This is a genomic window from Hymenobacter negativus (genome assembly GCF_017571495.1).
Lineage (GTDB): Bacteria > Bacteroidota > Bacteroidia > Cytophagales > Hymenobacteraceae > Hymenobacter > Hymenobacter negativus.
Map to the genome: position 1 here is coordinate 884,298 of NZ_JAGETZ010000001.1, position 19,682 is coordinate 903,979.

17 protein-coding genes are annotated in these 19,682 nt (G+C 60.4%); 8 read left to right on the plus strand and 9 right to left on the minus strand.

The annotated features are described in order from the left end of the window. Positions 1-6: 6 nt before the first annotated feature. Entirely contained in the window at positions 7-636 is a 630-nt protein-coding gene (locus J4E00_RS03965; protein ID WP_208173705.1) for a nitroreductase family protein, read from the minus strand. A 184-nt stretch (positions 637-820) separates the two neighbouring features. On the opposite strand from J4E00_RS03965, the gene J4E00_RS03970 reads away from it, so the two are divergent. The 7 genes from J4E00_RS03970 (at position 821) to trpS (ending at position 7,480) form a co-directional block, all read left to right on the plus strand. Continuing rightward, the gene (locus J4E00_RS03970) at positions 821-2,656 is read left to right on the plus strand and encodes a glycosyltransferase (RefSeq protein ID WP_208173706.1); all 1,836 of its coding nucleotides are present in this window, start codon (positions 821-823) and stop codon (positions 2,654-2,656) included. Between the two features lie 23 nt (positions 2,657-2,679). After that, positions 2,680-3,543 (plus strand): DUF4198 domain-containing protein, encoded by an 864-nt coding sequence (locus tag J4E00_RS03975; protein WP_208173707.1) that lies wholly within the window; start codon positions 2,680-2,682, stop codon positions 3,541-3,543. A 72-nt stretch (positions 3,544-3,615) separates the two neighbouring features. Further along, positions 3,616-3,990 carry an STAS domain-containing protein gene (locus tag J4E00_RS03980; RefSeq protein ID WP_046246220.1) on the plus strand — a complete coding sequence of 125 codons (375 nt, stop codon included), beginning with the start codon at positions 3,616-3,618 and terminating at the stop codon, positions 3,988-3,990. Positions 3,991-4,107: 117 nt separating this feature from the next. Next, positions 4,108-5,019 carry a ribonuclease Z gene (locus tag J4E00_RS03985; protein WP_208173708.1) on the plus strand — a complete coding sequence of 304 codons (912 nt, stop codon included), beginning with the start codon at positions 4,108-4,110 and terminating at the stop codon, positions 5,017-5,019. Positions 5,020-5,029: 10 nt separating this feature from the next. Continuing rightward, complete coding sequence (locus tag J4E00_RS03990; RefSeq protein WP_208173709.1) at positions 5,030-5,776, plus strand: queuosine precursor transporter; 747 nt, start codon at positions 5,030-5,032, stop codon at positions 5,774-5,776. Positions 5,777-5,806: 30 nt separating this feature from the next. Then, positions 5,807-6,418: a hypothetical protein gene (locus J4E00_RS03995; RefSeq protein ID WP_208173710.1), complete on the plus strand. Its 612-nt coding sequence runs from the start codon at positions 5,807-5,809 to the stop codon at positions 6,416-6,418. Between the two features lie 87 nt (positions 6,419-6,505). After that, a complete protein-coding gene (trpS, locus tag J4E00_RS04000) occupies positions 6,506-7,480 on the plus strand; it encodes a tryptophan--tRNA ligase (RefSeq protein ID WP_208173711.1) in 975 nt (324 codons plus the stop codon). 168 nt (positions 7,481-7,648) lie between these two features. Here trpS and J4E00_RS04005 read toward each other — a convergent pair whose 3' ends face one another. The 6 genes from J4E00_RS04005 to J4E00_RS04030 form a co-directional block, all read right to left on the minus strand. Further along, positions 7,649-8,590, minus strand: coding sequence for a hypothetical protein (locus tag J4E00_RS04005; protein WP_236049403.1), 942 nt, complete (start codon positions 8,588-8,590; stop codon positions 7,649-7,651). 144 nt (positions 8,591-8,734) lie between these two features. Further along, on the minus strand, positions 8,735-9,910 hold the full coding sequence (locus J4E00_RS04010; protein ID WP_236049408.1) for a CaiB/BaiF CoA transferase family protein: 1,176 nt from the start codon (positions 9,908-9,910) through the stop codon (positions 8,735-8,737). 16 nt (positions 9,911-9,926) lie between these two features. Continuing rightward, positions 9,927-10,301 (minus strand): hypothetical protein, encoded by a 375-nt coding sequence (locus J4E00_RS04015; RefSeq protein ID WP_208173712.1) that lies wholly within the window; start codon positions 10,299-10,301, stop codon positions 9,927-9,929. A 65-nt stretch (positions 10,302-10,366) separates the two neighbouring features. Continuing rightward, positions 10,367-11,062: an ATP-binding cassette domain-containing protein gene (locus J4E00_RS04020; RefSeq protein WP_208173713.1), complete on the minus strand. Its 696-nt coding sequence runs from the start codon at positions 11,060-11,062 to the stop codon at positions 10,367-10,369. Continuing rightward, positions 11,059-11,391 (minus strand): hypothetical protein, encoded by a 333-nt coding sequence (locus J4E00_RS04025; protein ID WP_208173714.1) that lies wholly within the window; start codon positions 11,389-11,391, stop codon positions 11,059-11,061. The genes J4E00_RS04020 and J4E00_RS04025 overlap by 4 nt, the downstream gene beginning before the upstream one ends. A 45-nt stretch (positions 11,392-11,436) precedes the next feature. Then, a complete protein-coding gene (locus tag J4E00_RS04030) occupies positions 11,437-12,177 on the minus strand; it encodes a class I SAM-dependent methyltransferase (protein WP_208173715.1) in 741 nt (246 codons plus the stop codon). A 256-nt stretch (positions 12,178-12,433) separates the two neighbouring features. Here J4E00_RS04030 and J4E00_RS04035 point away from each other — a divergent pair, with 256 nt between their 5' ends. After that, positions 12,434-14,197: a DEAD/DEAH box helicase gene (locus tag J4E00_RS04035; protein WP_236049409.1), complete on the plus strand. Its 1,764-nt coding sequence runs from the start codon at positions 12,434-12,436 to the stop codon at positions 14,195-14,197. Positions 14,198-14,271: 74 nt separating this feature from the next. Here J4E00_RS04035 and J4E00_RS04040 read toward each other — a convergent pair whose 3' ends face one another. Both J4E00_RS04040 and J4E00_RS04045 read right to left on the minus strand, forming a co-directional pair. After that, positions 14,272-16,554 carry an InlB B-repeat-containing protein gene (locus J4E00_RS04040; RefSeq protein ID WP_208173716.1) on the minus strand — a complete coding sequence of 761 codons (2,283 nt, stop codon included), beginning with the start codon at positions 16,552-16,554 and terminating at the stop codon, positions 14,272-14,274. Positions 16,555-16,870: 316 nt separating this feature from the next. Continuing rightward, complete coding sequence (locus J4E00_RS04045; protein WP_208173717.1) at positions 16,871-19,393, minus strand: InlB B-repeat-containing protein; 2,523 nt, start codon at positions 19,391-19,393, stop codon at positions 16,871-16,873. Positions 19,394-19,682: the final 289 nt, after the last annotated feature.

Consider the following 19,682-nt stretch of genomic DNA (forward strand, 5'->3'; position numbering starts at 1 on the left):
CTGGCGCTAAACGGTTGCCTGGTCGTAGCGTTCGCCTTCCGGCGTAGGCCAAGCACCTTCAAATAGGAATTCGGCCAAAGGCTTGCGGGTACGGGGGGCTTCTTCGCGCTCGCGGAGCGGGTCGGGCAGGTCGGAGGCGGGGCCGGGATAGCCCAACGTGAACACTACCACGGGCTCGTAGCCCTCGGGGATGTTGAAGGACGTGCGCAGCACGTCGGGCTTGAAGCCGGCCATCTGGTGGATTTGCAGGCCCAATTCGGTGGCCTCAATTGCCAGGGTAGCGGTGGCTTGGCCCACATCGTACTTCGCCCAGTTGTTGGGGTTATTGTCGTGCGAGAAATTCAGCTTGGCTACGCCTACGACCAGCGCGCCGGCATTCTTGGCCCATACCTGATTGAACTCCATCATACTGCCCAGAATTTTCTGGAAAGCCTCGGGGCTGGTCGATTGGTTGCCCAGGATGTAGCGCCAGGGCTGCTCGCCAAAGCAGGAAGCCGACGATGACGCGGCGGTGAACACCTGCTCCACCACTTCAGCAGGGATGGGCTTGTTTGTATAGGCACGGGGGCTGCGGCGTTGCGTCAGCACAGGCAGAATTTCGTGTTCGAAGGTAAGAACGTTGGTCTTATCAGCCATAATCGGGAAGGTTGTTGGTGAAATAACAGCGGAGCTAACAACCAGTAAGAAGCAATGTTTTGGGCAGCGCATTCCCGGTATTTTCTGGTCACGGCTCCAAAAAAGGCCGTTGGCGGTGGTTTCTGAGCGGCAACCGGCTTACCTTTCGCCGCGTTCTTTCCCCTGATAGTCCATTCCCACCCCTATGCAATCCATACCCCACACCCCCGACGCCCTCCATCCTGACGCTCTACTGGTAGAGGTGGCCTGGGAGGTATGCAACCAAGTGGGTGGTATCTATACCGTTATCCGGAGCAAGGTGCCGGCCACCATGCCCGCCTGGGGCGACCGGTACTGCCTGGTAGGCCCCTACTTCCCCAACATGGCACAGGGCGAGTTCGAAAGTTTCGACGACCTGACCGTGCACACCGCTCCCGACGCTTTCGGGGCGGCTGTGCGGGCCATGCGGGCCGAGGGCTACGACGTGTGCTACGGCACCTGGCTGGTGACGGGCCGGCCCCGCGTGGTGCTCATCAATCCATTTCAGGCCTACAACCGGCTCGGCCAGCTCAAATCCGACCTCTGGCAGCGCCACGGTATTCCCTCGCCGGACAATGACGACCTGCTGCACCAGGTCATCGCCTTTGGGCACCTCACCACCATTTTCTTTCAGCACGTAGCGGCCCAACTGGCCGGCCGGCGCCTGCTGGGTCACTTCCACGAGTGGATGACCGGTGTGGCCATCCCCGACCTGCGGCGCCTGCAAGTGCCCGCGCACCTGCTCTTCACCACCCATGCCACGCTGCTGGGCCGCTACTTGGCCATGAACGACCCGGCCTTTTACGACCACCTCATGTGGGTGAACTGGGAGGCCGAAGCCAAGCACTTTAACATTGAGTCGGCTGTGAAGATGGAGCGCGCCGCCGCCCACGGCAGCCACGTGTTCACCACCGTGAGTGAGCTGACAGTGCGCGAGTGCATCTATTTACTGGATAGGATTCCCGACGCCGTGCTGCCCAATGGCCTGAATATCGAGCGCTTCGTGGCCCTGCACGAGTTCCAGAACCTGCACCAGCAGTACAAGGCCAAGATTCACGAGTTTGTGATGGCCCATTTCTTCCAGTCGTATTCCTTCGACCTGGATAAGACGCTGTATTTCTTCACCTCAGGCCGCTACGAGTACCATAACAAGGGGTTCGACCTGACGCTGGAAGCCCTGGCCCGGCTCAACTACCGCCTCCAGCAAAGCGGGATTGACGTGCAGGTGGTGATGTTTTTCATCACCAAGCGGCCCTACACCAGCATCAACCCGCAGGTGTTGGAGCGCCGTGCGCAGCTAGAAGAAGTGCGCCAGACCTGCCGCGCCATTGAGCAGCAGGTGGGCGAGCGGCTGTTCTACGCCGCCGCCGCCAGCCAGGACCACAAGCTACCCGAGCTCAGCACGATGGTGGACGACTACTGGCGCCTGCGCTACCGCCGCCAGCTCCAAAGCTGGAAAACCAACGCGCTGCCCCCAGTCATCACCCACAACCTGGTGAACGACCAGAACGACGACATCCTGAACTACCTACGGCGGTCCAACCTGCTCAACCACCGCCACGACCGGGTGAAGATGGTGTACCACCCCGATTTTGTATCCCCCTCCTCGCCTCTGCTGGGCATGGAGTACGGCCAGTTTGTGCGCGGCTGCCACATGGGCGTGTTCCCCAGCTACTACGAGCCCTGGGGCTACACCCCGCTGGAGTGCGTGGCCCGCGGCGTACCCGCTATCACATCCGACCTGTCGGGCTTTGGCGACTACGCCCTGCAGAACGTGCCGGACCCGGAAGGCAAAGGCATTTTTGTGGTGCATCGCCAAGAAAAATCCTTCGACGAATCGGCCGATGAGCTTTGCGACATGCTCTGGCAATTTGTGCAACTCAGCCGCCGCGACCGCATCATGCAGCGCAACGCCGTGGAAAGCTCCGCCGAGCTTTTCGACTGGAAAAACCTGCGCGTGTATTACGACCGGGCCTACGCCCTGGCGCTGGAGCGGCAGTAAAAATCTGCTGTTTAATTAACTTTATGAGGGCGCGCCTTTTACCTATTCTCCTCCTGCTGACTACTTCCGCTGCCCTCGCCCATGAGTTTTGGCTGGAAGCCCCGCGCTTCCGCCTGCAACCGGGCCAGACGGTGAGCGTGCACACCTTTGTCGGAGCTGATTTTAAGGGCGAGCCCTGGACCACCAAGGCCACCAAAATCCAGCGCCTCGTGCGCTACGGCCCCACCCCGACGGACAGTACCAGCCTCACCCCCATCAGCCCCACCGAAGCAGACACTTTCCACACGGCTTTTTACTTCAAGCAGCCCGGCACCCACGTTGTGCTGCTGCGCTCTACCAATTCCTTTATTGAGCTCCCCGCCGACCAGTTCACCGCCTACCTGCGCGAAGAAGGCCTCGACTACGCCCTGAAGCTGCGTCAGGAGCGCGACGAAATGGCCAAGCCCGGCCGCGAAACCTACCGCCGCTGCGCCAAAGCCCTGATTCAGGTGGGCGAAGCAGCTGCCACCGCCACGGCTACTGACAGCGCTTGCCGTCACGTCTACGGCTTGCCGCTGGAGCTGGTGCCCGAGCAAAACCCCTACCGCCTGGCCGCCGATAAAGCCCTAACCGTACGCGTGCTGCGAGCCGGCAAGCCAGCCTTTGGCGTGGCCGTGCAGGTGTGGCAACGGCAGCCCGGCAGCTTGCCCACCACGCATTACACCACTCGCGCCAACCAAAACGGAAGAATTTTGTTACGTCTGTCCGGACCCGGGCCATACTTGCTAGCTGCCGTTGAAATGGGTGTTTCGCCCGCCAAACTGCACGACCGCGCCGACTGGCAATCGACCTGGGCCTCACTCACCTTTGCCGGACCGCCCGCCACGGTTCGGCCTACCATAAAATAGCAGGCAACTCACCCAAAATTTTGGGTTTTTTCTTTACCTTCGCCGTTCTCTTACCCTCCTTGCTTACGCTGTATGAAGTACACGATTGATAAAAAAGAAAGCTACACCATTATCACGATTGAGGAGAAGAAGCTCGACACGACTGTTGCGCCGGACCTCAAGTCGGAGTTCGTGAAGCTGAACGCTGAAGGCATTAACAACTTGATTCTGGACCTCACTAACGTGAAGTACACGGATTCGTCGGGCCTCAGCTCCATTCTCATTGCCAACCGTCTTTGCAATTCCACGGGCGGCCTGTTGGTACTCACCGGCCTGCAAGACCACGTGCTGAAACTCATCACCATCAGCAAGCTCGAATCGGTTCTGCACATTCTGCCCACGGTAGAAGAAGGTATTGACCGCGTGTTTTTGCACGCCATCGAGCGCGACCTGACGGACAAGGAGTAGTTTTTTTATAGTTGCCAGTTGTTGGTTGTCAGTTGTCAGTTTAGTGAAGCTGGCAGCCGACAACCAACTTTTGTTTCTGCTCCGTTCGAATAACGAGCAACTAATAACTATTTCATCTTGACTTTTGAGCTGAAGATTCTGGGCTCGGCTTCGGCCACTCCTACCGCCGGGCGTCATCCCACGGCGCAGGTCCTCACGGTGGGCGCATCCAACTACCTCATCGACTGCGGCGAGGGCACGCAGTGGCAGATGTTGGAGTACCGCGTACGCCCCCACCACATGCGGGCCATTTTTATCTCGCACCTGCACGGCGACCATTATTTTGGGCTATTTGGCCTGCTGGGCACCATGCACTTGCAGGGCCGCACGCAGCCACTCACCATCATCGGCCCGCCCGGCCTTGATGAAGTGCTGGTGACCCAGGCGCGGGTATCGAACATGCAGTTGGGCTTTGCCATGGAATTTATTCCGGTGGATACCACCGTCAATGCCGTGGTGTATGAGGATGAGAACATAACGGCGGCCTCGCTGCCCATGCGCCACCGCATCCCATGTGCCGGCTACCTGTTCGCGGAAAAGCCGCGCCGCGCCAACCTTCTGAAGGAGAAGCTGCCCACCGGCCTTACGCCGGCGCAGCTGGCACGCCTGGCCCAAGGCGAAGACCTGCCCGCCGACGACCAGCAGCCGGGCGTACGCCACGCCGACGTATCGGCCCCCGCTCCCACGCCGCGCCGCTACGCCTTCTTCTCCGATACGCTCTACACGCCCGCCCTTGTCGACCTCATTCCGGGCGTCGACCTGCTCTACCACGAAGCCACTTTCTTGGAAGAGATGCGCGAGCGCGCCGCTCAAACCCACCACAGCACCGCCCGCCAGGCCGCCCAGATTGCCCAGGCTGCCGGGGTCAAGCGCCTGCTCATCGGCCACTTTTCGAGCCGCTACAAAGCCCTCGACCCGCTACTGGATGAAGCCCTGGCCGTTTTCCCCAATGCTGAGCTTGCCACGGAGGGACTGGTCGTGAGCCTGTAGCTTTGCGCTCATGACCTCTTTCGCCAACAAAAAACAGCAGCTTTACCTTGTGCTCAGCGGCATTTTCCTGGTAAATGCGCTGCTTGCCGAAATCATCGGCGTTAAGATTTTCTCGGCTGATAAGCTGATGGGGCTGCCCGGCAACCTCACGGCCGGCGTGCTCATCTGGCCGGTAGTTTTTGTGACTACGGACATCATCAACGAGTATTTCGGCAAGGCCGGGGTGCTGCGCATCAGCTACCTCACAGTGGTCCTGATTTTGTTTGCCTTCGGGGTCATCTACCTCACCACCAAGCTCCCACCGGCCGATTTCTGGCTCGATGTGAACAAGACTGATAACCAGGGCAGGCCGTTCAACATTGACTTTGCTTATCAGAGTATCTTCCGCCAGGGACTGGGCATCATCACCGGGTCCATTGTGGCCTTCGCCGTGGGGCAGGTGCTTGACGCCACCATTTTTGCAGCCCTGCGCAACGCTACCAATGGCCGGTTTATCTGGTTGCGGGCCACGGGCTCCACGCTGGTTTCGCAGCTGGTCGATTCGTTTGTGGTGCTGTACGTGGCGTTTTACGTGTTCGGCAACTGGACTTTCGACCAGGTTATTTCGGTAGCTAATACTAATTACTGGTACAAGTTCGCGGCAGCCATCTTGCTCACGCCGGTCCTGTATCTGTCGCACTTTTTGATTGACAAGTACTTGGGCAAAGAGGAAACAACCGAGCTACAGGAAGAAGCCGCTGAAAACCTGAGTGTGTAACTTTTTTGCGCTCGCCATCCTTTCACCGCCATGCGACCATACTTCTTTCTGCTGGCGGCCGGTGCCTCGCTACTGTCTACTGAAGCCCGTGCCCAGTTCAATTTTGCGCCGGGCACTTACCAGCTCGCCAACGGCTCAAAGGGCGAAGCTTCACTAAAGCTGATGCTGGCCGAAAACGGCAGCCCCACGATGATGGTAGGTGTAAAAAACGGCAAGGAGCGCAAGTTTCGGGCCGCCGAGGTCACTTCCTTCACCGTTGAAAGCCACCAATTTGTGCGGGTGAATGACTTTCGCTTCCTCAGCGGCACCGATGCGGATTTTAAAGAACCCGCGCTGCTGGAAATGCTGGAAACCGGACCGGTCGAACTGTTCTATTACCACTATCAGGTAGAAATGGGGACCAATTTTAAGGCCCACGTAAGGCTGCCGATGCTGCGCAAAGCCGGTACGAGTACGTTCTTTGCATATAGTCCCGGCCGCACACCGGGTTTTGACCAGAAGCTAGCACCTGGCACCTTTGTGGCAGCCCTGTTTCCGGCCGACCCGGTGCTCCAGCGCCAATTTGCTACCAACGCCGTGAGCCGGGCTCAGCTCGCGGCCGCCGTGCACGCCTACAACCAGGGTGTGCGCTTAACTCCTTAATTTGGTTGTCAGTTATTTGTTGCCCGGTGTTAGTCAACTAAATACTTAGCCAACGTGCACCTGACAACTGACATCTAAAATCTCCACATGTCCCGCATCCTTACCGGCATCCAGAGCACGGGCCGCCCCCACCTGGGCAACCTGCTTGGCGCCATCCTCCCAGCCATCGAGCTATCGAAAAACCCAGCCAACGACTCGCTGTACTTCATCGCCGACCTGCACTCGCTCACCACTGTGCGCGATGCGGAAGTGCTGCGCGCCAATACCTACGCCGTGGCCGCCGCGTGGCTGGCCTGCGGCTTCGACACCGAGAAAAACCTGTTTTACCGGCAGTCCGACGTGCCGCAGGTGACCGAGCTGACCTGGTACCTGAGCTGCTTCACGCCCTACCCCATGCTGGCCAACGCGCACAGCTTCAAGGATAAGTCGGACAAGCTGTCGGACGTGAATGCTGGCCTGTTCACCTACCCGGTGCTGATGGCGGCTGATATTCTGCTCTACGATGCCGAAATCGTGCCCGTGGGCAAAGACCAGATTCAGCATCTGGAAATTGCCCGCGACATTGCCAGCGCCTTCAACAACCGCTACGGGGAAACGCTGGTGCTGCCCAAAGCCCGCGCCGACGAGCAGCTGATGACTATTCCCGGTACCGACGGCGCCAAGATGAGCAAGAGCTACGGCAATATTATCGACATTTTTCTACCCGAAAAAGACCTGTTGAAGGCTATTAAAACCATTATTTCGGACAGCACGCCGCTGGAAGCGCCCAAGAATCCGGATACGGACGTTACGTTCAAGCTCTACTCGTTGCTCGCCTCGCCAACCGAGATTGAAACCATGCGCCAGAATTACCTGGCCGGCGGCTACGGCTACGGCCACGCCAAAAAAGAGCTGTACGAGTTGATTCTGCGCCGCTTTGCCACAGAGCGGGAGCAGTTCAATTTCTACATGAACAACCTGCCGGAGCTTGATGCCAAGCTGGCCATCGGGGCGAAGCGGGCGCAGGAATACGGAGCTGGCGTGCTGGCCAAGGTGCGCCAGAAGGTGGGCTACGGCAGGTAGTTTTCGCCTTCATTGCAAGTAGAACGCAGCGCAATGCGACTGGTTTTGATAAGTGATGAAGCCGGTATAACAAAGCCCCGATTCTGGATTGAATCGGGGCTTTTCTCATCTTTTGAGTGTGGCTTAGCTTTATTTTGTCGTACCTGCCCGCAATAGCAGGCGCTGAACCTAGAATGTCTGTTGCTGCTGGGCCGAGAAGCTGAAGCCGACTTTGCTGCCGCGGCTTACCTGCTGGTTTTCCAGCTTTTGCTTGACGCTGATTTTCTGAATTTCGGGCAGTAATGGGGCTACCAGGTCATTGTTGACGGCGGCAATCATAGCGCTTTCCACGAAGAGGCGCATGGCATCGGGCGAAATGATGTTATCCGACATGTCATTGTCGGGTAGCTCCAGCTGTTGCACGCCTTCGAGGAAGTAGTGGTTCTCGATGTTGACCAACAGGCGGCCCACGAGGTAGCCGGGGTCATTCATGCGCTGGTACTTGATGCTGTCGGCCATGAAGTTGTAGGCCATGATGTGGCCGAAGAAGCGGCGGCGGAAATCAGCCTCCACGTATTTGCTGGGCATGGGGCCGTACTCGTCGGGAAAGGTGACAATGTTGGAATGCATGACGAATACCAGCAAGTCGCCCGAAAACCGAATGTGAAACTCCATGTCGTTGATGGACCGATATTCAATCACCACGCTCGAATCGAGGGGCGTGAGCCGGCGCGTGAGCTCCACCACCAGTTCCTGCGACACCAGGCGCAAGCAGTCAAAGGCCGCCTGTGTATTGCGAAATATGGCTTGCTTAGCGGTGGACTTTTGCTTGAGGCCCTCAAAAATCTGGTCGAGGCGGTCGGCAGGCGCTTGTACCGGTGAGCCGGCTTCGGCCGTAGGATGGTCGTTGGTAGCAGTGGCGCCGCTGTGCCCGGTATCGGACACGACAGGGGCTGGCGTGGCCGGCGTTTTCTCGTTCTTCGTGCTGGCGGTTTTGCCGGATTTGGGCCTGGCCGGCTTTCGGGGAGTGCGGAGCGGGGCACTGATAGGGTCGGCGGCAGGCGTAGCCGCTGGCTCAACCGTGGTGAACAGCTCGGGCTTAGTGCTTTTTTGGGTGGTTGATTTGGCCATGCGAAAAGGGAATAGCGCTCTACAAACAGCGGCGCAAGAAAAGAAGACAGTGGGCAGTATCGGTACGGATGGGATGCCGCACCCGGTTATGTTGCTGCTGGTAAAAGGTACGAAGGCAAGCCGCCGCTTAGTTTCAGTGAATTATTATTCTAATTCAGAATCAACGGGTTTGGCATGTGCGCCCAAGGTTGGTGGGGCCACCAGTTGGGCCGCTGCTGCCCACCCTGTACTGTAAAATGCTACCGTGCGCAGCCCCGCCCGCAGGCCGCCTGCGCCAGGCAGCAGCATGGCCTGCGCCGAAGGCTGGGCCAGCGCCTCCCCCACCGAGCGCACGGCACCAGCGGGCACGGCCCGGCGCTCCAGCTCAGCCAGCAGCTCGTCGCCATTCACCTCGGCAATGCGCTCAGTGAGCAGGGCTTCCAACTCAGCGCGATGGGTCACGCGGGCCGCATTGGTTGCGAAGCGGCCATTGGATGCCCAATCAGGCCGTTCCAGCACCAGGCATAGATGCCGAAACTGACCATCAGAGCCCACGGCCAGCACCAGCTGCCGGCCATTGGCAGCGGTATAAACAGTGCCATAGGGCACAATGCTGGGGTGGCCCGACCCGAGTGGCTGCGGGTCACGGCCCGTCACTAAGTATGTGGCGGCCTGATTGGCCAGCGAAGCCAGAGCGCTGTCCAATAAGCTTACCTGCACCAGTGCCCCGCGCCCGGTTTTTTCCCGTTGGTAAAGCGCCGTCAGCAGGCCTTCCTTCAGCTGGTGAGCGGCCAGCAGGTCGACCATGGCCACAGGCATTTTCTGGGGTGACTGGCCGGGACCGGCGGCGTTGAGGTGCATGAAGCCGGCCTCAGCTTGCAGCACGGCGTCGTAGCCGGCACGGGGCGCATCGGGGCCGTAGCCAGTGAGGTGGCCGTAGATAAGGCGCGGGTTTGCTTTGGAAAGCGTGGCGTAGTCGGCGCGCAGCTTCTCGGCATCGCCGGGCTTATAGCTGGCCAGAATGATGTCGGCAGAAGCGGCCAGGCGGTGCAGCTCAGCTTGGCCAGGGGCCGTAGTCAGGTCCAGTATCAGCGACTGCTTGCCCCAGTTGGAGGCCGCGAAATAAGCCGAAACCGAAGCATCGCCCGCCTCAGAACTAGCCGCTGTTTCAGCCGCTGTTTTCCAGGTACGGGTGACGTCGCCGGCCGGGCTTTCAATTTTCAGCACTTCGGCCCCCAGCTCTGCAAAAAACTGGCCCACCTGCGGGCCGGCCAACACGGAGGCCAGCTCAAGGATACGCAGCTGAGCAAAGGGTAATGCCACTGGGAAATCAGGTATCATAATTCGAATCAATTGGTTAAGCCAATGGCCAGCTTCCGTGCAGGAACGTTTGATAGCGAGCGGGCTGCCGCTCACCGGCCGCTATTACCCACAGCTCGTTGCCATCGCGCACGCATTGCAGGTGCAAGTCATTGTAGCCCAGATACACCATATCGCCTTGGCCGGACCAGTCCCGGACCTGCGCCCGTACATCGCGCAAAACCTGCTGAAAATCGTCCTTGCTCAACCACGCGCTTGCGTTGCGAATGGGCTGCGCGTCAGTACCCAGCAGGGCGGCAAAGGTGCCACCGCCACGCCTTGGCAGAAGCAGCGGCTGCGTCCACCAATTTGCCTCAAAGCCATCGTATAGCAGCACGGGCGTAGCGGGCAGGTAGTTGGGGGCAATGAGCATACTTTTAGGGAAAGGGTACATAATCGACACTTCAGCCGCAAGAGCCGATGGCTTCATGCGGGACCTCAGCGAGCCAGGTAGCCGTAGTCGAGCAGCTCTTCGCGCGGGTGGGCGCCTAGCTTTAGCAAGCGGCCTTGGTGCAGCAAATAAACGACGTCGCACAGTGGCAACACCTCGGCATAGCGGTGGTCGGTGAGTACAATGCCTTTGCGCTGGCAGGCGCGACGCATTTCCGCGCCAAGGGTTTCGATGTGCACCGGCATAACGCCAGTGAAAGGCTCATCAAACAGCGAAAAAACCGTGTCGGCATGAAGCAGCAGCAACACCTGCACCAGCCGCAAGGTGCCACCCGATAATTCCCCGGGCCGGTGGTTGAGCTGCGCCCGCAACTCCGGGAATGCGGCCGTGGCCTCGTCCAGCCCGACGCCCAGCATGCGGGCTGCCTGGCGGAGCGACAGATTTGGCGGCAGCAGTTGCGCCTGCGGCAGGTAGTTGAGCAGGCCCGGCGTGCGGAAGGCGGGCACGGTCCGGTGGCCATCCACGCGCACGGAGGCATCGGGCACGGTGCGGGCCCCAAAGATGGTTTGAAGCAGCGTGGATTTGCCGCTGCCGTTGCGGCCCAGCAAGCCGGTTATCTGGCCAGCCTGAGCTCGCAGGTAAATGTCGCTGAGAATTTTGCGGCCATCAAACGCCAGCTGAATGCCATCGGCTTCGAGCACGGCCCTACCAGGCCCAGCAGCTTCGCGAAGGAGCGGGCTCATGCAAGCAAAGACTTTAGGAGGACTGCCACGCCCAGGAACAGTAGGCTGTCCAGCGCAGCCAGGCTGGTCCACAGGCGTCGGCGCGTCAGGCCCAGGTTGAAGAAAAACCAGTATTGGTCGGGCCGCATTTGCTCGGCCAGGTAGCACACCACTGGGTAAGTCAGCACCTTCACCAGCAGCAGCGTGGGCAGGCTCCCGCCCGCTTTTCCCTCCAGCAATAGCGGCAGCAGCACAAACCCGAGCAACAATGCACTCACACCTAATACAAACGGCGCGACGCTGCGGTAAAAAAGCAGGACGGCCCGCATCTGGGTAACCACTCGAATCATACGATGGCAAAGTAATTGGGAGGTTCCAACGTGGAGCGGCCCTAATTATTCTACCCGGCCCGTTCGCGCAAATACCGGAAACGTAACCTCCCGCTCGCCGGCACCCCACAGCCGCGTCAGCTCCTCTGCAATCAGTGCCACGGCGTCTTCGCCCCGCTCCTTCTGGTATTTCGCCACGCTCGACCACGTGCGCAGGTACTGCAAAAACCACGCGGCCGACCACTGCCGCCGCACCGCGAAATGGGCCCGCTGCACCTCCGCAAATGGGAACGGGATGCGAGCGTACTCATCGTCGATGTGCCAGCGGTTGGCATCCCAATAAGGCCCCATCATGTCGCGGTAAAAATGCTGGACGAGCGGGTCGACTTCCGGACTGATTTGGATGAGGCCGTAGCCCCACTCGGCCAGCACGGCGCCGGGCCGGGCCACGCGGCGCACCTCGGCGTGGTAGGCTTCGGGCTCGAACCAATGCACTGCCTGTGCTACGGTAATAAGGTCGAAACGCTGGTTGGGGAAGGGTGTGTGCTCGGCGGTGGCAGGCTGGTAGCTGATGTTAGAGCGCGGCGGGGCCTGGGCCAACTGCTTTTCGCTGAGGTCGGTGGCATCGACGCGCACGAAAGAATCGGCCAGCACCACGGCTACCTGGCCGTTGCCGGTGGCGCAATCCCAGGCCCGCTCCCGGCTCTCCACCTGGGGCAATAGCCAGTCGTAGAGCTCTGCGGGGTAATCGATGCGGTAGCGGGCATAATCGGCAGCCTGGGCAGAAAAACGGTCGAGGGAGGACATGAGTGGGCTTATTAAGAACCCTAAAGAACGTCATGCGGAAGCGTAGCCGAGGCATTTTGCGTGGCATGGCAATACAGTGAGCCTACCCAGCTAATGGCACGCGAGATGCCTCGGCTACGCTCCGCATAACGTTCAGTATGCAACGGTTGACTCGCATGCCAGCCTCCGCCCCGCCTGCCGTATCTTTACCTCAAATCAAGCGGTTTGCTGACCACGGCATCAAGGTCAGCCTTTTACAACTTTTATTAGCTGAACCTTGACGTTTCACGAATTTAGCCTCCATGACGACCTGCTGGCCGGCATCGACGCCATGAACTACCAGCAGGCCACTCCCATTCAGGAGCAGGCCATCCCCAAAATCATCGAAGGCAAAGACCTGATTGCCTGCGCCCAAACCGGCACCGGCAAAACTGCCGCCTACCTCCTACCGCTGCTCGACAAGATTTCGCACGCTAAGCACGGCCACACTACCACCCTCATCCTGGTGCCTACCCGCGAGCTGGCTACCCAAATCGACGAGCAGGTGATGGGCTTTGGCTACTACGTGGAAGCCAGCAGCATTGCCATCTACGGCGGCGGCAAATCTGAGAACTGGGAGCAGCAGAAACGCGCCCTCACTTCGGGAGCCGACATCATCATTGCCACGCCCGGCCGCCTCATTGCGCACCTGCAAATGGGCTACGTGAAGTTCGACCAAATCAAGTACCTCGTGCTGGATGAGGCCGATAAGATGATGGACATGGGCTTCAGCGATGACATCTTCAACATCGTGCGCCAGCTGCCCAAGGAGCGCCAGACGCTGCTGTTCTCGGCCACCATGCCGGGCAAAATCCGGGAGTTCTCGCAGCAGATTCTCAACAACCCCGACGAAATCCGACTGGCCGTTTCCAAGCCCGCCGCTGGCATCGACCAGCAGTTCTACATGGCGTACGACCGCCAGAAAATCTACATTCTGGAGCACATCATCAAAACCCAGGATGTGCAGAGTATGGTGCTTTTCACCAGTCAGAAGGCGGCTGTGGGCGGCATTGTGAAAGCTGTGAACAAGCTCGGCATCGAAGCCCGTGGCATCAGCTCCGACCGCACTCAGGAAGAGCGCGAGGAAATCATGCGCGCCTTTAAAAACAAGCAGTTCCCCATTCTGGTAGCCACCGACGTGCTGAGCCGCGGTATCGACATCGACTCGCTAAGCCACGTGGTGAACTACGACATTCCCCGCGCCGCCGAGGACTACGTGCACCGCATCGGCCGCACGGCCCGCGCCGCCACCAAAGGCACGGCCATCACCTTCATCTCGGACCAGGACCAGGACCGGGTGGTGAAGATTGAGAAGCTCATTGAGCGCGACATCGAGAAGCAGAAAATCACCGAAGAGCTTGGCCTGGGCGAAGCGCCGGAATTCGACCCCAAACGCTTCGCCGGCCTGGGTGGTAAAATCGGGGGCCGCCCGGCCCGTGGCGGCAACGGCGGCGGACCTGGTGGCGGAAGCCGCGAGCGTGGGCCCCGTGCCGCAGGTGGTGACCGTGGCCCACGCCGCGAAGGTGGCGGTGGAGGCCGGGACGGTGGCCGCGACGGCAGCCGCCCGCCCCGCCGCGACGCGCCCGACCCCAAAGACCCCAAACACCTGGAGCGTCTGGCAAATGCCAAAAATGCCCTGGCCGCCCTCGATGCCGGCCATGCACCCAGCGTGCCCTATCAGCGTCCACCCCGCCCCGAAGGCGAAGAACGGCGCGACCGGGGCCCCCGCCCCGAGCGCACCCCGCGCCCGGAAGGTGAAGCCCGCCCACCCCGCGAGCCCCGCGCACCACGCCCGGAAGGCGAAGGCCGCCCGCCCCGTGAGCCCCGGCTCGAAGGCGAACCAAAGGACAGCGCAAGCCAAACCCGCGAGCCCCGCGCTGAAGGCGAACGTCGCCGCAGCCGCGGTGGCCGCAACCGTGGCAAAGGCCGGGGCCCCCATCCGGAAGGCTCGTCGGCTCCTGCCGGGGGCGATGCCCCAGCCGCACCGGTTGCCGCCGAGTAGCTTCTGATATGCAATCAAAAAAGCCCTGTCGCCGTTTGGCGACAGGGCTTTTTTGATTGCATTTGGGCTGGGTGCTAGCGCACTTCCACCCGCAGCGTCTGCTTACCCTCGTTGCTCACAACCAATAAGGTGTAGGTACCAGGCTTCAGGCCGGCATTGCCAAGGGCTACGGAGTGCGAGCCAGCCTCGTAGGTTCGCTCAGGCAGGGTTTTCACTAATAGGCCCATGGCATCCACGAGCCGGACGGTGACCGGGCTTTTGGCAGCCAATTCAAAGGTGAACACCGAGTTTGGCGCAGCGGGATTAGGGTATAAGCGCAGTGCTGCCAGGGGCTGGGTGGCTTTTTCAGCCCTGTTTTCAGCAGTTTGCATGCCCTCAGAGGCGGCAGCAGTTGCCCGGGCGGCACCGCAGGAGGCAGCAGTTGGGCTGTTGCCCACAATTTCAATCCAGTCAATGTTGGCGAATTCATTGCCGACAATGGTTTCCAGGCGGATGGCATTAGCCCCGGCGGCGAGTGCTACGCTGGCCGTGGTAGTGGTCCAGGTAGTCCAGCTGCTGGTTTTGGGGAAGGGCACGCTGCTCACGGCGGTGGCCCCATTCACCAGCACTTTGGCGGAGGTAGCGCTGCTAGAACTGGCATTAGCATAACGCCAGCGCAGGGTGTAGGTACCCGTAGCGGGCACGCTCACCCGCCAGTCGATGCCACGGGCCACGGAGTTGGAGATGTTGACGTAATAGCCATTGTCGGCTCCGGTGTAGGAGCTCTGGCGGGAGCCCTCAATGTCGCAATAGCCATTACCGAAAGCTGCAGCATCCTCAATACGGAGCGTGGTGGTTCCCCCGCCACTGGTGGCCGTGAAGTTGGCCGTGGCCGTGCTGTTGGCATTCACCGTCACCGTGGTCGTGGCCGTGGTGGCTGTGGAAGCGCCGCTCCAACCACTGAAGGCGTAGCCCGCCGCCGGCACAGCCGTGAGCGTAACGACCGTGCCAGCGGCATAACTGCTGGCGTTCGGGCTGCGCGTAATCGTGCCGCCCGCCGTTGGGCTGGCGGTCGTGGTGAGCGTATACGTGGTGGCGGTGCTCGGCGTGAAAGTGGCCGTGGCCGTGCTGTTGGCGGTCACCGTCACGCTGGTCGTAGCACTGCTGCCGCTGGCCGCCCCGCTCCAGCCCGCGAACACGTAGCCCGCCGCGGGTACCGCCGTGAGCGTGACCACCGTGCCAGTGGCGTAGCTGCTGGCATTCGGGCTGCGCGTGATGGTGCCACCGGCGGCGGGGCTCGCCGACGTCGTCAGCGTGTACGAAGTAGGTGTGGTGCCACCGCCACAGCAGCTGGTGGGACTGCTTAGGGTAGCGCCGGCCCCACAAGTGGCGCTGGTGACCTGGGCTTTCACATTGGCAGCCGGAGTGATGGTCAGCGAGTAAGGCGGCGTGAAAGCGGTGCCGCTGCCAGCAGTATTGCCAGTGGTGCCCACAAACACATTGTTCAGCGAGGAAACGGCCGTGAAATCATTCTCGAACAAGTCGATGGGATTGTTCACGTTTTCAAAATAGTTGCTCTCAACCCGTAGGTCCGATTCGAAGCCGGCCCGCACGCAGTGGTTGTTGCCCGCGCAGCTAAAGTAGCTGTTGACAATGTGCACCTTCCCAAACCGTACGCGGGGCATCCGCTCCTTACAGCCCTGGGCCCACCAGCAATTCTGCATGGTGACGCGCAGCTTGCCCCGGTCGCTGGTGGCCCCATCGCTGGAACCAAACAGATTGGAGAACCGGTGGTCATCAGCCCCGCCCGAGCCGCCGGCAATGGGTGGCTTCAGGTAAACAAACCGGCACCAGGTGACGGAGATATAATCCGCCTGGTTCTTGATGTCGAGGTTGCCGTCCACACCATCTTGAAAATCACAATGGTCGACCCAGACGTTGGTGCAGTTGTCAATGGTCATGTTGTCATTCCCATCGGTGTCGTAGGCCCCAGGACCTTCAAACGTGACGTTTTTGAAGATAATATTGCTGCACCGCTTGATGTACATCGCGCCCGAGCCACTCGCCGTGCGGTCGGAGGTTACCAGCCTGGAGCCGGGCAATCCGTAAATGGTTTTGCCGGTTTGGTCCTGAAAACTGATTCTGCCTGCCGCGGGGAAAGTGATGGTTCCTGAGATGTGGACGACTTTCACGGCGGCATTGGTCACCGCATTTTTAAAATCGGTGTAGTTGCTTACGACCGTAGGCGTGGCCGTACCGCCACCGGTGGTACCGCCGTTTTGCGTGGCCCAGCCAGTAACGGCACACGTCTGGGCAGCCGCACTGAAGCCGACGAGCAGCCCCAGCAGGACAAACAAGGAAATAAAGCTGTTTTTCATGGGAATGTGGGAATTGGTGAAGGATGAATAATGGGCATTTACAAAATCAGCTGACATGTCGAAAAATCGCCGGCCCCAACAGGCCAGCCTGCCGTTAAACCCAAGGGGCACCAGCCAACTGCTGCGCTAAAAGCAGCCCGGTTGGCCCCGAACCCGCTGCCGGAACCCGTAAAGATTTTGCTCTGTGCTTGCCGGCTTTTGCTGGATATTTATCCAAAACGGGCCGCTGCTGGGCCGTCTATCCGCAGCGGGAACTTTGCAGTTCACGCTGCGGATAGACGTACTCAAGCACTCATACAGCGTTTCAAGAACCGCTCTAGCGTACTTCCAGGCGCAGGTTCTGCTTGCCCTCGTTGCTGAGCAGGAGTAGCGTGTAGGTCCCGGGCTTCAGCCCGGCATTGCCCAGTGCGATGGTGTGGGCACCGGCTTCGTAGAGCTGCTCGGGCAGGGTTTTCACCAACACCCCCATCGCGTCGACCACCCGGATGCTCACCCGACTTTGCGCCGCCAGTTCAAAGCGCAAGGCTGTGCTGGACGTGGCCGGGTTGGGGAACAGCCGCAGCGATTCTACGGGCTGGGCCGGCGCTTCCGAGTTATTGGCCGTCGCACCGGGGGCCGCCATTCGGGCGGTACCACAGGCACCGGCGGTGGGGCCATTGCCCACGACTTCAATCCAATCAATATTGGCAAACTCGGCAGCTACCGTGGTTTCCAGGCGGATGGCATTAGCCCCGGCGGCGAGTGCTACGCTGGCCGTGGTAGTGGTCCAGGTAGTCCAGCTGCTGGTTTTGGGGAAGGGCACGCTGCTCACGGCGGTGGCCCCGTTCACCAGCACCTTGGCCGTGGTGGCACTGCTGCCACCGGCATTGGCGTAGCGCCAGCGCAGGGTGTAGGTACCCGCAGCGGGCACGCTCACGCTCCAGTTGATGCCTTTGGCCGCTGAATTTGACAGGTTGATGTAGTAGCCATTGTCGGCGCCCGTGTATGAATTTTGCCGCGAACCGTCGGCCCCGCAATAGCCATTACCGAAAGTTGCGGCATCCTCAATACGGAGCGTGGTAGCTCCCCCGCCGGTGGCTGTAAAGGCGGCCGTGGCCGTGCTGTTGGCATTCACCGTCACCGTGGTCGTGGCCGTCGTGGCCGTGGAAGCCCCGCTCCAGCCACTGAAGGCGTAGCCCGCCGCCGCCGTGGCCGTGAGCGTAACGACCGTGCCCGCCGCGTAGCTGCTGGCGTTCGGGCTGCGTGTAATCGTGCCGCCGGCCGTTGGGCTGGCCGTCGTGGTGAGCGTATACGTGGTGGCGGTGCTCGGCGTGAAAGTGGCCGTGGCCGTGCTGTTGGCGGTCACCGTCACCGTGGTCGTGGCGCTGCTGCCGCTGGCCGCTCCGCTCCAGCCCGCGAACACGTAGCCCGCCGCGGGTACCGCCGTGAGCGTGACCACCGTGCCAGCGGCGTAGCTAGTGGCATTCGGGCTGCGCGTGATGGTGCCACCGGCGGCGGGGCTGGCTGCCGTAGTCAGCGTGTACGAAGTAGGCGTGGTGGTATTGCCCGACTCCCGTGCTCCCACATCGGGGTTTGAACCGCTGTAGGTATAAGAAACCGGAGCGGAGTTAGTGGGGATGGTGGGCACCACGCCGGCATTGATGAGGTCGCTGCCCGCGGCCAGGGCCAGGAAGTTACCTAAGTCGGGCGCGTTGCCGGAGGTACGGCCCACCGTGGCGGGAGCCGTTGTGCTCACAAAATCGGCGGCACTTACCACCAGGCCTTTGCCATTTGAGCTGGCCCCACTCACCCAGAACACGTTCGAATTGCTCACGAGCGTACCGATGGTTTTGTCGCTTGAGCCTCCCTGAAACGACAAGTTGTTGATAAACCGGTGGGTGCCACCTTCGCGGAAGCTGTAGTTCGACACGGCATTGTTGTAGCTCGTGTTGTTGATGAGGGTAATCGGTCCGGGGTTATCGTTGTCGGTAAACCCGTGGTGGCCGTTGTTGAAGGCCACGCAACGCACCACCAGATGGGCTACCGCAATGCCGGAACCACCCAACTTAAAGCCATTTTTGTCGCCACTTCCCGAAGTGGAACCCACGCTGAGGGCACCGTTGCTGTAAGCCACGCAGTCTTCCAGGGTCACGGGGTCGATGGGCCCGGTGTCTGTTTTGGCGTAAAAATCCCAGCCGTCGTCGATGTTGTGGTGCGAAATGCAGCCCTTGAACTTGTTGTTGGCCCCGGTGGTCAGCTTGCAGGCAAACCCGTCGGCGTTTTCGTTGCCGGGGTCCTGGTTGTCGTAGGAGGTGCAGTTGAGAATTAGGTTATCGTGGGGCCACTGGGCCCGGGTGGCCGTTGAAGCGTAGCGTCCCAGCTGGAGGCCCGAATCCTTGTTGTAGCGAGTGGTGCAGAGTTCAAAAGTGCAGAAGCTGCCACCCACGTAGATGCCGTTGTCGCCGGCGCGCTCCACTATCAATCCTTTGATGTACCACTTGTTGCCATTCACCGTGAAGCCCCGGTTGGCGTTGGCGGTGGCCTGGCCAGAGAAGTTCAGTACCGGCACCTGGCCTTGGTAGGCCTCAATGCGCTTGCCCGTAGTGCCGTTGTTGCCGTACGCAATGGTGACACCAGTAGAATAAGAGTACGTGCCACCCAGCATGTAAATGGTTCCGCCGTCGGCAATGGCGGTGATGGCCCGCGTGAGCGTAGTGGGTGCCGCGGTAGAGGCTCCCGAGTTGCTATCGGTGCCCGCGGGCCCGACGTAGAGAGTGGTTTGCGCGGCAGCCGGGTAGCCAGCCAGCAATGCCGCCGAAAGCAGCACGCGCGTGGAAACGTGTTGAAGAACTTGTTTCATGGGAATTTGGGGGTTGGTAAAGGTGTGGAGTAGGCATAAGCAAATTCTTAAAGCGTTATGAAGCGTTGCGCTTCCCTTAAAATCTCTTTTCTACTGTGGGCCCCATACGCCCCGGATGGTAAAGGCACACCGCTGAATCAACCCGAATCTGTCCGGGAATTCACCTGCGGCCCTCCTTCTAAAGTTCCTATTACCCCCACAAGGTGAGCGAGATAAGCCAGATTCTGTCCTCTTCAGCAAGTATATATCTGCGCAATCGATGCCGGGAACGTTTGCGCCACCAACATCT